11 protein-coding genes are annotated in these 14717 nt (G+C 57.4%); 8 read left to right on the forward strand and 3 right to left on the reverse strand.

The annotated features are described in order from the left end of the window. Nucleotides 1-154 precede the first annotated feature (154 nt). From JHL21_RS14785 to JHL21_RS14795, 3 genes are all read left to right on the forward strand, one after another. Complete coding sequence (locus JHL21_RS14785; protein WP_248305857.1) at nt 155-901, forward strand: DUF2497 domain-containing protein; 747 nt, start codon at nt 155-157, stop codon at nt 899-901. Between the two features lie 127 nt (nt 902-1028). Further along, nucleotides 1029-3779, forward strand: a complete 2751-nt coding sequence (locus JHL21_RS14790) for a valine--tRNA ligase (protein WP_200214287.1) — start codon at nt 1029-1031, stop codon at nt 3777-3779. 803 nt (nt 3780-4582) lie between these two features. After that, complete coding sequence (locus JHL21_RS14795; protein WP_182395509.1) at nt 4583-5347, forward strand: tetratricopeptide repeat protein; 765 nt, start codon at nt 4583-4585, stop codon at nt 5345-5347. 42 nt (nt 5348-5389) lie between these two features. Here the strand turns inward: JHL21_RS14795 and xth are convergent, their stop codons facing one another. From xth to JHL21_RS14810, 3 genes are all read right to left on the reverse strand, one after another. Continuing rightward, nucleotides 5390-6169 (reverse strand): exodeoxyribonuclease III, encoded by a 780-nt coding sequence (gene xth, locus JHL21_RS14800; protein WP_200214462.1) that lies wholly within the window; start codon nt 6167-6169, stop codon nt 5390-5392. Nucleotides 6170-6185: 16 nt separating this feature from the next. Continuing rightward, on the reverse strand, nt 6186-7289 hold the full coding sequence (locus tag JHL21_RS14805; protein ID WP_200214289.1) for a serine hydrolase: 1104 nt from the start codon (nt 7287-7289) through the stop codon (nt 6186-6188). Between the two features lie 83 nt (nt 7290-7372). Then, complete coding sequence (locus JHL21_RS14810) at nt 7373-7723, reverse strand: iron-sulfur cluster assembly accessory protein (protein WP_200214291.1); 351 nt, start codon at nt 7721-7723, stop codon at nt 7373-7375. An 86-nt stretch (nt 7724-7809) separates the two neighbouring features. Here JHL21_RS14810 and JHL21_RS14815 point away from each other — a divergent pair, with 86 nt between their 5' ends. The 5 genes from JHL21_RS14815 (at nt 7810) to scpB (ending at nt 14704) form a co-directional block, all read left to right on the forward strand. Next, entirely contained in the window at nt 7810-9000 is a 1191-nt protein-coding gene (locus JHL21_RS14815; RefSeq protein WP_200214293.1) for a deoxyguanosinetriphosphate triphosphohydrolase, read from the forward strand. A gap of 30 nt (nt 9001-9030) precedes the next feature. Then, nucleotides 9031-10776, forward strand: a complete 1746-nt coding sequence (gene argS, locus JHL21_RS14820) for an arginine--tRNA ligase (RefSeq protein WP_200214295.1) — start codon at nt 9031-9033, stop codon at nt 10774-10776. A 97-nt stretch (nt 10777-10873) separates the two neighbouring features. Continuing rightward, complete coding sequence (locus tag JHL21_RS14825; protein WP_200214297.1) at nt 10874-13174, forward strand: SPOR domain-containing protein; 2301 nt, start codon at nt 10874-10876, stop codon at nt 13172-13174. 77 nt (nt 13175-13251) lie between these two features. Next, nucleotides 13252-14040, forward strand: coding sequence for a ScpA family protein (locus JHL21_RS14830; protein ID WP_200214298.1), 789 nt, complete (start codon nt 13252-13254; stop codon nt 14038-14040). Continuing rightward, nucleotides 14033-14704: an SMC-Scp complex subunit ScpB gene (gene scpB, locus JHL21_RS14835; protein WP_200214300.1), complete on the forward strand. Its 672-nt coding sequence runs from the start codon at nt 14033-14035 to the stop codon at nt 14702-14704. Before JHL21_RS14830 ends, scpB begins: the two co-directional genes overlap by 8 nt. Nucleotides 14705-14717 lie beyond the last annotated feature (13 nt).

The following is a 14717-nucleotide window of genomic DNA, read 5'->3' on the forward strand; positions in this document are numbered from 1 at the left end:
TTTGTGGCCAGGCTCGTTCTGGCCACAAGTTTTAGTGGATGACGCTTTCTCGCTGACATTCAAAGATTCTCTTCGAGTGTCTTTGGCGCTAATCTCTTGTTTACGAATCATGGTGGTGGACCGCTGTGATCGGGCGCACGAGTAAGAGGCACAGATGAACAAGCCGGCCACGAAAGAACCGTCCATGGATGAAATCCTGTCGTCCATTCGACAGATCATCGCCGACGATGACGCAGCGAGCGTTCCGCGCCGGCCATCCATTTTGTCTGCGCCCCCACCGATGCAAGCAACGCCTGTTCACGCCCTCGGCGCTGGCTCCGATCGTGATTTGAGCGATATGCTCGAAGACGTGGAGCCACTCGCATTGGATGCGTCGCAAATCGTTGAACAAGGTCAAGTCGAGGCGTTTAGCTTTGAGTCGATCCTTGCAGATACTGAAGCGTCGACTGACGTGGCCGCTGCAGCCCTCACTGAACCCGAAGATGTCACTTTCGATTTAGATACCGATTTGCCCAGTTTTGAACCTGCTCCAGCCCGTCCCGCAATCGTGCACGACGAGCCTGTTTTCGCCCCGTTCTCTCAGCCAAAGCTTACTGCTGTAGACGAGTTTTTTGTTCCTGAAGCGCCGAAAGAAGCAGTAGCGGACACATCGCCGCTGCCTGATCCGGAGCTGTCGGCCGAAATCGCTCGTGAACTGCTTGAGCCAGCGACCCGCGCCGCGGTCCGTGGTTCTATCGGCAAGCTCAACGCTCTTGGTATTGGCAACCCAACCATCACCATTGAGCAGATGACCCGCGAATTGCTTCGCCCAATGCTGAAAGACTGGCTCGACGAGCACCTTCCAGCTGTTGTCGAACGCATGGTCGAACGCGAAATTTCCAAGATATCACGCGGAGAGTGATCGGATTGGGGGATGCTGATTAAACATCGGCTGTTGACCCCGAACCCGGCATTTGCTTGAAGTCTGCCAATCTCTTTCCGACCCGCCATGGTCACCCTGGCGGGTCGATGCTGTTGCGAGTGACGTTATGCTTGAAAAGACCTACGAACCCGCCGCCGTTGAAAGCCGCATCTATTCTGAGTGGATCGAGGCAAAGGCTTTCGAGGCTGGTGCGGGCGCAAAACCCGGCGCGGAAACATTTACCATTGTCATTCCGCCACCAAACGTCACGGGTTCGCTGCACGTTGGTCACGCGCTGAACAATACCATTCAGGACATTCTGGTTCGCTTCAATCGTATGTTGAAGAAGGATGTTCTCTGGCAACCCGGTACCGACCACGCAGGTATCGCAACGCAGATGATCGTAGAGCGCCAATTGGCTGCTCAGCAGGTTAGCCGCCGCGATCTTGGCCGCGAAAAATTCATCGAACGCGTCTGGGAATGGAAGGCCGAAAGCGGCGGTACCATTATGAACCAGCTCAAGCGCCTTGGCGCCTCTGCGGACTTCAGCCGTGAGCGCTTTACCATGGGTGAAGCAGGGCAGTCCGACGATCAGATGGTTCGCGCCGTCATCAAGGTTTTCGTAGAGCTGCACAAGCGCGGCCTGATCTATCGCGCCAAGCGTTTGGTGAACTGGCATCCGGGTCTCGAAACGGCGATCTCGGACCTTGAAGTGGAAAACATCGAGGTGAAGGGCCATATGTGGCACCTGCGCTATCCGCTTGCGGATGGTGTCACCTATGAGTTTCCGATCAAGGACGAGGAAGGGAATGTCACGGGTACGGAAACCCGCGACTACATCATCGTAGCGACTACTCGTCCGGAAACCATGCTCGGCGACGTTGCTGTGGCGGTTCATCCTGAGGATGAGCGCTACCAGCACCTCATCGGCAAGTTCGTTGAACTGCCGCTGGTTGGCCGCCGCATCCCAGTGGTTGGAGACGAATATGCTGATCCGAGCCTCGGCACCGGCGCAGTGAAGATCACCCCGGCGCACGACTTCAACGACTTTGAAGTCGGCGCCCGCGCTGGTCTTGAGCCAATCAACGTCTTCACCACCCGTGGGGCGATCATCGACGCGGACTTTATCCCGACCCAATATCGTGGTCTGGACCGTTTTGATGCGCGCAAGGCAATCGTTGCGGCCATGGCCGCGCTCGCCGAGGAAAACCCGATCCGTGGTCTCGATCATATCGAAGACAAGAAGATCATGGTTCCGCATGACGAGAAGTCAAAGCTCGTTGTTATCGAACCCTTCTTGACCGACCAGTGGTGGGTTAAGGCCGATGTTATGGCGCAACCAGCGTTGGCTTCCGTTCGCGAAGGCCGCACCAAGTTTGTGCCGCAGCAGTACGAAAACACATATTTCGCTTGGCTTGAAAACATCAAACCATGGTGCATCTCGCGTCAGCTGTGGTGGGGTCATCAGATTCCAGCTTGGTATGGCCCAGATGGCGAAGCTTTCGTTGCAGCTGACGTAGCTGAAGCTCAAGCTGCTGCCGATGCTCATTATGGCAAGTCTGTTGAGCTCGTTCGCGATCCCGACGTTCTCGACACGTGGTTCTCGTCTGCTCTGTGGCCGTTCTCGACCCTTGGTTGGCCCGACAAGACGCCTGAAATGGCGCGTTACTATCCAACGCAGGTGCTCGTCACCGGCTTTGACATCATCTTCTTCTGGGTTGCCCGCATGATGATGATGGGTCTGGAATTCCTCGACGAGGAGCCATTCCACACCGTCTATATGCATGCCCTGGTCCGCGACGAAAAGGGCCAGAAGATGAGCAAGACCAAGGGCAATGTCATTGACCCGCTTAAGCTCGTTGACGAATACGGCGCTGACGCGACCCGTTTCACGCTGGCTGCTATGGCCGCACAGGGTCGTGACCTAAAGCTCTCGATCCAGCGCGTAGAAGGCTACCGCAACTTCGTCACCAAGCTTTGGAACGCCGCGCGTTTCCTCGAGATGAACGAAGCACGCCGCGTTGCCGGCTTTGACCCGAAGACCAACAAGCTGGCTCTCAACCGCTGGATCGTTGGCTCGACCGTGCGCGCGCTTGCTGACGTTCGTAAGGGCATCGAGGACTATCGCTTCAACGAAGCTGCAAACTCTGCTTACGACTTCGTCTGGGGCACGTTCTGCGATTGGTACGTGGAATTTGCCAAGCCAGTCTTCAGCGGCGAAGACGAAGCGGCAAAGGCCGAAACTCGTGCGACCGCTGCCTGGGCACTCGATCAGATCCTGATCATGCTCCACCCGATGATGCCATTCGTCACCGAAGAGCTCTGGGCCAAGACCGGCGAATTCGGCGACAAGCGTGAGAGCATGCTCATTCTCACCGAATGGCCAGTTCTGTCGGGTCTCGAAGACGCTGAAGCAGATGCTGAACTGGCTTGGCTGGTCGATGTCATCTCCAACACGCGATCGGTCCGCGCCGAAATGAACGTTCCAGCCAGCGCCAAGCTGCAGCTGGTCGTTATCGGCGCCAATGAAACGACGCTGGGCCGCTTGGTGGCGGGCACTTCGCTCATTACCCGTCTGGCGCGTCTAGAGCATATCACCCCGAGCAATATTGTTCCCGGCGAATCCGCACAGTTCGTCGTTGGCGAAGCCACTTTCGCTCTGCCGCTCACCGGCTTCATCGATATTGCTGCTGAAAAGGCGCGCCTGTCGAAGGATATTGGGAAGCTCGAGAAGGAAATCGACGGGATCGAAAAGAAGCTCGGCAATGAGCAGTTCGTTGCTAAGGCGCCTGCTGAGGTGATCGAAGAGCAGAAGGCCCGCCTCGAAACGGCAGGGGCTTTGCTCAAAAAGATCCGCGAAGCGGTGAGCCGCCTCTAGTCAGACTTTAAAGGCCCGGAGCGATCCGGGCCTTTTTTGTGACGAGGGGCAGGGGTAGGGGCCGGTCCCATTCATGCGTCAGTGGGCAGCGTCCGACAGCCTAGCGCTGCCACAATTGGCTTGAGGGGCCGTGGATTTCGGATTTCCAACCGAGAACAGCGGCTTTAGGGGGAAATTCGGAATCAAATAATCCGCCACGGAAATATGCCCCCAAAGATCGCTGGTGACGGTAAGACCCCCGAATTGCTTGACGTTTTCGCATCTCGCAACACCACGTAGTTAAAATAGTTTCAATGCTTGTGACGATTCAGCAACAACGATCTCCAATTCGTTGAGATCCGCGGCGTGACAACAGTTTGGACATGTTTCCCGCCACAATCTGAGTCTAAAAATTTCCCCATGTTCATGAGCGGACACGCTCAGCCCAACTTGGGGAAATCCTTTTTGGCGCTAAGCGTTCCGTTAAGCAGAGAAATTATCTACCGGGGGTAGAAGTGGTCGCGGCAAAGCAGAGGCTGGATAGGGTGGCAGAGTGTGGGCGGCTTAGCGTCGCCATATCGCCTTATTTCCGCGCCGGTCGCTCCTGAATGCGGTCATAATGCATGTTTACTATTTATTTATACATTGCTTTGCCAGCCCCGGTGAAACCCATTAACTGGCACCCATCAAATTGCGCACTGAGAAGTGACGCTGTGGAGCTGGTTCACCAGTCGCCGCGCAAAAGTCTGGTCCGTGTTGTCACGGGCAAAAGGAGTAAAATGCGTACCCCTCGGGATAAGTCCCTTCCCATATCAGCAGGGGGCATGGCTTTGGCTTTGTTGGCCACCATGCCTGCATCGGCACAGACCGCCGCTGATGCTGCGGGCCAGTTCGCGCGTGCTCTCGACGGTGGCGGTGTGATCGTCTCCGACGATACCTATCTGTCAGCACTTGAAAGCGATGCCGCTGCTGGCCGCCCGTTGGCTATGTGGCAGCTGGGCACGATGTATGAAAATGGTCAGGGCGTAGACAAAGATCCGGTTAAGGCCTTCGGTTACTACTCCCAGATCGCTATCCAGCACGCTGACACAGCGCCAAAGGGCCTTGAAGCTGACATTGTCGCTCGGTCCTTCGTGAAGTTGGGCGATTACTTCCGCGTTGGCGCGCCGGAAGTGGGTATTCATCAGAACCCGAACGAATATCACCGCATGTTGATGCATGCCGCCACCTATTTCGGTGACGCTGAAGCGCAGTACCGTGTCGGCATTCTCTATCAGGTCGAGGACGGTTTGGGCCTTAGCCCGACGCTGAGCGCTCGCTGGCTGCAGTATGCCGCGAATAAGGGCCACTGCTTGGCACAAGCGCGCCTTGGCGAGTTACTCTACAACGGCCTCAATGATTATCCGCCTCGTCCTGCAGAAGGGCTCATGTGGCTCAATGTGGCGCAGGCGACGTGTATTGGTACGCCGGATCAGGCCTCCGCAGACGAACTTTTGGCCAACGCCATGCGCTCGGCCAGTCCGGATGTTCGCGAAGCCGCCATTACCATGGCAAGCTCTGGTGCCTTCGATACGGCCAGCAAGTTCTAACTAGAAAAATGGCGCCACCCGGCGCCATTTTCTTATTCCATTCTAGAAGCTGAACCTGCCTTCAATTGGCACGTGATCGCTCGGCTTTTCCCAGTCACGAGTATCCTTATGGATATGCACGTCATCCAAGCGGTCGGCCGCTTGCGGCGAAAGCATCAGATGGTCAATGCGGATGCCCGCATTGCGGCGCCAAGCGCCCGCCTGATAGTCCCAGAAGGTGAATTGCTGTTCGCTGCTAACGGCACGCAGGGCGTCCGTCATGCCCATGTTCTGAAGTTTGCGGAAGCGTTCCAGACTCTCTGGGCGGAAGAGGGCGTCGCCCCACCATTTGTCCGGCGCATGGCAGTCAATTGGCTGAGGGATGAGATTGAAGTCGCCCATCAGAATGAACGGTTCTTCGAGCGCTAGGCGCTGCTCGGCGAACACGTTCAGGCGATCCATCCACTTAAGCTTATAGGGGAATTTTTCCGTGTCGACCGGGTTGCCGTTTGGCAAATAGATGTTGCAGACGCGCACTGCGCCGCCTTCCACAGAGAACACGCCTTCGATCAGACGCGCTTGCTCGTCGGTGTCATCGCCGGGCAGGCCGCGATGCACTTCATCGAAGGGGAGCTTAGAAAGCAGCGCTACGCCGTTCCAACTCTTCTGGCCGTGGGTTTCGACATTGTACCCCAGCGCCTCTATCTCAGTGCGCGGGAAAGATTCGTCGACGGATTTGATCTCTTGAAGCCCCACGATGTCGGGCTTTTCTTCCTCTAGCCAGCGCACCAGCACTTCAAGGCGGGCCTTGATGCCGGCAATGTTCCAAGTGGCGATGCGCAGGGCCATGCGGTTTTCCTTAGATCAGGTCGTCGTAGACGGCGCGAATAAGGTCCTTGGGGTAAACCCCGGTGCACCCTTCGAGAGCCGTATTGGTCATGGACACTATCGTAAGCTCGTTTGCGTGGTCCACAAGCCAAGAATGGCCGTATACCCCGCCCCAATTCGCCGCGCCCAGGCCGCCAGGTTGGTCAGCTTTGGTTGGATCATCGATGATGGCTCCGAAATAGCCAAAACTCTGGCCTGCATCGGGGCCAGCCACAGTCCCCAATTGATTGGTGAAGCCTCGTTCCACCAACGCCTTACTCACAATGCCCTCTCCGCCCTTACGCAGGGTCTCAAAGAAGAGTGCCAAGTCAGTCGCAGACCCGGCCATGCCGGCTCCACCAGATTGAAATGCCGTCTTGGAAAATATTCGTGCTGGTGAGAACAGAACGCTGCCACCGTCCTCCGAATTTGCGAGCTCTGGCTCCGCCATCGGCCGAGGGGGCGTGTCATCGGCATAGGGCTTGGCCAGTCGGAACATGTTAGAGACAAAAAAGCCTGTGTCAGTCATGCCAAGAGGGCCGGTGACGTGCGCGCGAACGGCGTCGTCGAGGCTGCCACCATGAATTTTTGCGAGTGCTGCACCAAGAACGTCAATTGCCACTGAGTACAGCCACGCGGTTCCCGGCGTGAAATTGAGTGGCAGTTTCGCGACACGGCTGAAGTTCTCTTCAAAATCATTCTCGGTCGGACCAAGTCCGCCTGAGATTTGAGGATCGGCGGAGTAGTCGTACCCCAGACCAGACGTGTGGGTGAGAAGATGGTGGATCGTGATCACCGGCTCCGAACCATCGGGCGACTGTGGTGTGAAATAGGGCAGGTAGTCGCGAACCGCGTCATCAAGCTTGAGCAGATCCTTGTCGACCATAGCCAATGCGGTCGCGGCTATGATGGGTTTGGTGACGGAGGCGAGGCGATAGATCGCGTTTTCCATCATCGGCACATTGGCTTCGCGGTCGAAATGACCCGCAGCGCGCCGAATGATTTGCATGCCGTGCTGAAAAACGAGCAGTTCCGCACCGACGATTTTCTGCTGCTCAATTGCGCTATCCATGACAGCGTTTACGCGATGTCCCATTCCTACCTCCCCAAGCAGAACCCCGGAATCGACGATCCCGGGTTGCATAGAGGATAGAGAACTAAAGTAGAACGTAAAGCGTTTTAGACGGCAAAACTTGTGCCGCAGCCGCAGGATGCGACGGCATTGGGATTCTTAATCTGAAAAGCTTGGCCGATCAGATCGTCTACGAAGTCGATTTCCGAGCCGCCCATAAATTCGAGCGAGAGAGGATCGATCAGAACGGTCGCTTCGCCTTTTTGCAGAACGAGATCGTCGCCATTCGCCGTTTCCTGAACAAGATTATATTCATATTGAAAGCCGGAACATCCGCCGCCGGCCACAGAAATACGCAGAACAGTCCCCGGCACCTCCTTGGAGAGGATGCGAGCAACGCGCTTTGCGGCGCGGTCAGAGAGGCTTACTGTCGGTACTACTTGTGCTGCAGCGGTCATGGGTTTTCCCAATGCGATCGTAATGTCATAACGCTTTTCCTAAGATAGGCGCGTCGCGCCCAATTGCAAAGACCTGGAATTCACACATGAGCGATACCGCCCCCTATGCCAGCAAGCCTGAAGACACTTTGGGTCGGCTTTATGGTGCAGGGCCGAGCCCAACCCGCTCCGAATTCCAGCGCGACCGGGACAGAATTATCCACTCAACCGCCTTTCGTCGCCTTCAGCACAAGACGCAGGTTTTTCTCGCGCATGAGGGGCGGCATTTTCGTAATCGACTGACGCACACCCTTGAAGTCAGTCAGATCGCCCGTTCAATCGCTCGTGCATTGCGCTTGAACGAAGATTTGGCTGAGGCGCTCGCGTTGAGCCATGACCTTGGGCACACGCCGTTCGGCCATGCTGGAGAGCGCGCGCTGCATCGGGCGATGGCGAGCTTTGGTGGATTCGACCACAACGTGCAGGCACTGCGCGTCGTCACGCAGCTCGAAAATCGCTACGCAGAGCATGATGGCCTGAACCTAACGTGGGAAACGCTCGAAGGCATTCTGAAGCACAACGGCCCGCTCATTGATGCTTCTGGCGTCCCTGTCGGGCGTTACACACATGAAGGCCTGCCAAGCGGGGTGAATGACATTCCCGCCGTGGCCGATCTTCGGCTCGACACCTACGCCAGCTTAGAAGCACAAGCGGCGGCGATAGCCGATGATATCGCCTATAATGCGCACGATATTGACGATGCGCTGCGTGCTGGCGTCCTGAACCTTGAGGACTTTCTCGATGTGCCAATGGCAGGGCCAATCGTACGCGAAGTGCTTGAGCGTTATCCGGGCATTCCTGCCAATCGTCAGACTCACGAAGTCCAGCGGCGCATGATTACACGGGCCATTGAAGACGTGATTTCGTTTAGTTCCGCCAATATCGAGCGCATTGCACCGCAGTCGGTCGACGATGTTAGATTGGCCGGCACCACAATCATCACTTTTTCCCCAGAGACGGCAATCGCCGAAAAAGGCCTTAAAAACTTCCTTTTGACGCGAGTTTACCGGCACAAGTCAGTCATGCAGCCGGTCCTTGAGAGCGAAGCAGTAGTGGAACGCCTTTTTGCGCGCTATATGTCGGACGCTGACATGCCCGGCCGCTGGGGTGAGAAAGCAAAAGCCTGCTCAGGCCCTAATCGTGCCCGAGTTGTAGCTGACTTCATTGCGGGTATGACGGACCCTTATGCATTAGATGAGCACTACCGCTTGTTTGACGCTCGGCCCGAATTCCGTTAACCCGGCCCGACCAAATTCCGTAGGTTCGACATGGATATTTTTGCGCTCTTCACTACCCGGGTCCACGCGGCCCTGCGTGCCGACTACCCCGATCTCGATGAGGGCCTGCTCGCGCGCGTGGTTGTAGAGCCCCCGCGCGACGCAACCCATGGTGACCTTTCGACCAACGCCGCTATGGTGGTTGCGAAGCCTTTGGGTAAGAACCCACGTGAGCTAGCGACTGCTCTTGCGGGCCGCTTCGCCTCTGACGCAGATGTTGCATCGGTGGAAGTTGCAGGGCCGGGCTTTATCAATTTCCGTCTCAATAACTCGGTTTGGCACCAGGTCCTGAAGTCTGTTTCAGAGCAGGGCGTCGATTTCGGCCGCTCGAACCTTGGTCAGGGCGAACGCGTCAATGTTGAGTTTGTGTCGGCAAATCCGACCGGCCCAATGCACGTTGGCCATACCCGTGGCGCTGTTTTCGGCGACGCGCTGGCCTCGCTCATGCAGTGGACAGGGTATGACGTTACCCGCGAATATTACATCAATGACACCGGTGGTCAGACGATCATTCTGGGCCGTTCGGCCTTGCTCCGTTACCGCGAAGCACTGGGCGAAACCATTGAAATTCCATCGGGCTTTTACCCTGGCGACTATCTGATCCCGGTCGGACAGCAATTGGCCGCCGAATACGGCACCAAGCTTCTGGAAATGGAAGAGCAGGAAGCTGCGCTTATCGCGCGTGAAGTCGCTCTCAAGGGCATGATGGAATTGATTAGGGCAGATCTCGCCAAGCTCAATATCCATCACGACGTGTTCTTCTCCGAGCGTACGCTGCACGGGGCAGGGGGCGACATTGAGTCGACGCTTGCTTGGCTGCGCGAAGAAGGCATGGTCTACGAAGGCCGTCTCGAAGCGCCTAAGGGTAAGACCCCAGAAGATTGGGAAGACCGCGAGCAGACACTGTTCCGCGCGACAGATTATGGCGACGATACGGATCGTGCCCTGATCAAGTCGGACGGTTCCTACACCTATTTCGCCGCTGACATTGCCTATCACCGCAATAAATACCTGCGCGGCTTCAACCACATGATCAACGTGCTGGGCGCTGACCACTCCGGTTACGTCAAGCGCCTGCAGGCGGCAGTGAAGGCCGTATCGAACCAAGAAGCGGATATGGACGTCCGTATCTGCCAGTTGGTGCGTTTGCTCAAGAACGGCGAGCCGTTCAAGATGTCCAAGCGTTCGGGCGACCTCGTTACCCTTGCTGACGTTGTTGACGAAGTTGGTCCAGACGCGACGCGTTTCATGTTGCTCTTCCGTCGCAACGACGCGTCGATGGATTTTGACTTTGCCTTGGTCAAAGAACAGACCCGCGATAACCCGGTGTTCTATGTTCAGTATGCTCATGCCCGTGCTTGTTCGATTTTCCGCACTGCGCAGCGCGACCTGCCGGACCTCGATATTTCCCCAGCAGCTCTGGCCAAGGCCGAAGTTGAGCGCCTAGATAGTGCCGCGGATATTGAACTGATCCGACTGCTCGGCGCTTGGCCACGGACGGTGGCAGCAGCAGCTGTTGCCCACGAGCCGCATCGTATTGCATTTTACGTGCACGAATTGGCTGGAGCCCTGCATGGGTTCTGGGCTAAGGGTAAGGATGATCCGTCTTTACGTTTCGTTAACCAGTCTGACCCGAAGTTGAGCTTGGCTCGACTCGCCCTTGTCGATGCCGTTCGCCAGGTTATCCGCAACGGTCTCGGCATGCTTGGTGTCTCAGCCCCCGATGAACTCTCATAATTCGGGCGCATTGGTGTGATCAATCGCGGGGCGGTGTCCATTGGGCCCCCCCGCTATCTAGAGGCGCTGTCGGAGTACGTCAGCGAAGCCGCAGCATATGGCCGGACAAAGTGATGCCCCGGACGATCTGATCGCCGAATTGGCCCGCCTGATGGCGGGAGAGGCGCGCCCTGAAAACGCTCCGAGTGAGCCGCAGCAACCGCGCGTCCGTATTCCCGGCGACGACTCGCCGCAAATGCCGCCTGTTCCGCGGTTTGATTTTACCGCGCAACCGCCCAGCGAGCGCGTTGTTCCCCCAGCTCCACCGGTCGCGCCGCGTCCTGTTTCTCAGCCGCGAGTTCGCGTGCCATCTCCCGCGCCCGTGCCGCCGCAAACGCCGACACCGAGCCTTGATTTCGCTCTTCGCCCGGGTGTGACCGCCGCACCAACACAGCCGCTCACGCAGCCCCCGCAGCCACCGGTTGAACCCTTTGCGTTCGACTTTGATCTGCGTTCTGCTCAGCGGCCATCGGCTCCAACCTCGCCTGTGCCATCGGTCCCGCCGGTCGCTTCGCCACAGCCGTCGCTCGATCAAGGCGTAGCGAGTCGCGAGCAGGCTCCTCAATTCGTTCCCCAACAGCCAGTTGCGCCACAGCGCCCTGTTGAACCAACACCTGTTCGGCGTGAACCCATACAGGCTCAGGTCGTCTCCCCAGCGCCAGTTGTGGTTGAGGAAGAGCCCGAGCCAATCAATCTTGATCAAGATAGCTTGGCCGATCTGATTGCATCTGAATTGGCCAAGGATCAGCTGCAGAGCGAAGATAATACGGGTGGCAATTTCGAGTTCGAGGTTGAACCCGATAGTGTCGCATCACAGTCTGACGACTATTTCTCTCAAGTCGCGACGCACACGCGTGGCGTCGAGCAGCCGTCAGTGTACACCGCAGCTGATTTCTCCGATTCAGTAAGAGCTGCGAGCTCTCAGTTTGACGAGCCAAGCTTTGGCATTGCTCCCGAATCTGCCGCGGCGACACCACAGCAGCGACGTCAAGAACCCGGCTTTGGGACTGACCCGCTCGCTGAAATTGAGCGGCTTGTAGGTCCAGCGGTGCGCATGAGTGTCCAGCAGGACACTGCGCCTGAACCCATCGAGCAAGCCGAGCCGAAGTCAGCTCCGGCACCGTTGCGAAGCCTGGCAACACCAACTTTGCCGCCGGAAACTGAACAGGCCCCACGCGGACCACGCCGCCGCGCGTCGTCAGCGGACACCAGTTCGGTGGACGATGCTATCCTTGCAGCGGCGGCCGCCTCTGGCGCGCGCGTTGAATGGGTCGATCATACGGCCGGAAGCGATGCCGATGATGATGGCGATTACAGCGAACCGCGTCGCCGTCGTTCGTTCGGCGTGAACAAAGCCGTTCTCGGGCCTTTGCTCGCCATTCTCCTCCTCGGTGCAGGTGGCGGTGCGCTTTATTACATGCTCGGATCAGGCGGCCCATCGGGCCCAGCACCGACGATCGTCGCGGACACAGCCCCGATCAAGGAAGAGCCTGAGCCCAGCACTGAGGCTCCTGCACAGTCGGTCATTTTCAACGAAATGGCTGGTGGCAATAATGGTGCGAACGAGCAGATCGTCCCGCGCGATCAGGCTGATCCTGAAACCATTTCTGAGGCTACTCAGAACTCCGGTATTGGCAATGTTATCAATTCGATAGATCAGGGCACGACCAACCCTGATGGCCTCGTAAACCGCCGCGTGCGAACGGTTACGGTGCGTCCGGACGGTACTATCGTGAGTGGCGATAGCGGTTTGGCTGGTACGTCCATGCTGCCCGTCGATCGACCGAACGTTCCTGAACTTCCTGGGAATACCGCAGCTGCGAATACAACTGCGCCGTCAGAAACAGCTCCAGCTGCAGCGGCGCCGCCGGTTGCTGAAACTCCGGCGGCTCCAGCGGTCCCTCCTGTACAGCCGGGTTCGGTCGTGCCTGTCGTGAACGCAAGCGGCGCAGCTGTCGCTGGCCGAACAGTCGCGATCCCTTCGCTGAAGCCTTCTGACTTCGCTTCAACCGCAGCGGCTGCAATTTCTGCAGCGGCGGCAGCGCCTGCACCACAGGATCTCGCGGCACCGGCTGCAGCAGCTCCGGTTGCGGCGGCTCCTGCAGCAGCTCCAGCCTCTGGCGGTGCCTATGTCCAACTCTCGTCCCAGCGCACAGAAGCGGCTGCCCGTGAGAGTGCACAGGCCATTGCGACCCGGTATGGAGTGTTGTTCGGCGGCGCGAACCTCGAGATTCAGCAGGTGAACTTGGGCGAACGCGGTATCTACTATCGTGTGCTCGTGCCTGCTGCCTCGCGTGAAGCGGCCGTCAATGTCTGTACAAATGTGCGGGCTGCGGGCGGCGATTGCTTGCTGCTCTAAAAAATATTGCCTGACTTGACGATGGCTGTCATCGGTGTCCAATGTGCGCCGATGACAGCCTTTTTTGTTTTTCGTCCATGAGTATAGCGCAGACGGATTGGATCTCAGCGGCTCCTGATGATGCGGCGGAGCAGCCGCTACGTGTCGACGTAAAGGGCTACGAAGGACCGCTCGATCTTCTCCTTGATCTCGCCCGCCGACAAAAAGTGGACCTCGCAGCGATCTCTGTTCTGGCGCTGACCGAGCAATATCTCGCGTTCATCGAAGACCTGCGTCAGTTACGGATCGAGGTTGCCGCCGACTATTTGGTGATGGCCGCTTGGCTGGCCTATCTCAAAAGCCGCTTGCTGGTGCCCCAAGCGGTCAATGATGATGAGCCAAGTGGTGAGATGCTGGCAGCGTTGCTGCATTTTCGACTCAAGCGACTAGAAGCAATGCGCAATGTCTCTACGCAGCTCATCAACCGAGCGCGCGTAGGTGCGAAAGTGTTTGCGCGCGGGGCGCCCGAGCCCATTGAGATCGAACGAAAATCGATTTGGGAAGCGACGCTCTATGATCTTCTCAAAGCCTATTCCGACCAGCGCGAGCGTACCGCAATCGTCGAGTATTCGCCCTATGTGCGCACTGTCTGGTCGCTTCAGGACGCGCGAGACTTGCTGGAAAAGCTGATTGGGGAAACGGCGGATTGGCTTTCACTCGACGGGTTTTTGTATGATTATCTGGCCACACCTGAAGAACGGCGAACGGCTCGAGCGTCATCATTTGCTTCTAGCTTGGAACTGGTTCGACAAGGTGTGATGGAAATCAAACAGCGCGATACCTTTGCTCCAATCATGCTGCGTAAGCGAATGACCTCTCATGATTGACGGCGAAGACAGCGAAGTTCGGACCCGGCAACTGCGGATTATTGAGGCGCTTTTGTTTGCCTCCGCAGAGCCGCTCAAACCCCACGAGATGGCGAGCTTTCTGGGGGAGGGTGTTGCGGTGCTCCCCTTGTTGAAGGCGCTGCAAGCGCAATACGCTCCGCGGGGCGTAAACTTGGTAAGGCGCGGGGACGGGTGGGCATTTCGGACAGCCGAAGACCTCGGATTTTTGCTGCGCCGTGAGCAACAAGAAACGCGCCCACTGTCTCGCGCCGCGCTCGAGACCCTATCTATCATCGCCTATCATCAACCCGCCACGCGCGCGGAGATAGAGGAAGTGCGTGGCGTTGCGACGGGGAAGGGGACTTTGGATCTGCTGATGGAGGCGGGATGGATTCGCATGCGGGGCCGCCGTCGCACACCAGGGCGCCCAGTCACTTACGGAACAACAGATGCATTTTTAGACCATTTTGGTCTTGAGGCGCTTTCCGATTTACCGGGTCTGGATGAACTGAAAGGCGCTGGCCTGTTATCGTCTCGTCTGCCGCCTGATTTGCAAATTCCTCTGCCTTTTGATGGAGATGCTTTGCGCGAAGATGAAGATCCGCTCAGCCCAGATGATCTGGGTGAGGTAGAGACGGAAGATGAGGTTGAAGAGCGTGACTAAAACGCTTTCACAT

The organism is Devosia sp. WQ 349K1, from assembly GCF_016595685.1.
Classification (GTDB): Bacteria; Pseudomonadota; Alphaproteobacteria; order Rhizobiales; family Devosiaceae; genus Devosia.

Bases quoted from the DNA above. Each gene is read 5' to 3' on its own strand.
- JHL21_RS14785 (WP_248305857.1), top strand. From the start codon at position 155: ATGAACAAGCCGGCCACGAAAGAACCGTCCATGGATGAAATCCTGTCG.
- JHL21_RS14790 (WP_200214287.1), top strand. From the start codon at position 1,029: ATGCTTGAAAAGACCTACGAACCCGCCGCCGTTGAAAGCCGCATCTAT.
- JHL21_RS14795 (WP_182395509.1), top strand. From the start codon at position 4,583: ATGGCTTTGGCTTTGTTGGCCACCATGCCTGCATCGGCACAGACCGCC.
- JHL21_RS14805 (WP_200214289.1), bottom strand. From the start codon at position 7,289: ATGGGACATCGCGTAAACGCTGTCATGGATAGCGCAATTGAGCAGCAG.
- JHL21_RS14810 (WP_200214291.1), bottom strand. From the start codon at position 7,723: ATGACCGCTGCAGCACAAGTAGTACCGACAGTAAGCCTCTCTGACCGC.
- JHL21_RS14815 (WP_200214293.1), top strand. From the start codon at position 7,810: ATGAGCGATACCGCCCCCTATGCCAGCAAGCCTGAAGACACTTTGGGT.
- argS (WP_200214295.1), top strand. From the start codon at position 9,031: ATGGATATTTTTGCGCTCTTCACTACCCGGGTCCACGCGGCCCTGCGT.
- JHL21_RS14825 (WP_200214297.1), top strand. From the start codon at position 10,874: ATGGCCGGACAAAGTGATGCCCCGGACGATCTGATCGCCGAATTGGCC.
- JHL21_RS14830 (WP_200214298.1), top strand. From the start codon at position 13,252: ATGAGTATAGCGCAGACGGATTGGATCTCAGCGGCTCCTGATGATGCG.
- scpB (WP_200214300.1), top strand. From the start codon at position 14,033: ATGATTGACGGCGAAGACAGCGAAGTTCGGACCCGGCAACTGCGGATT.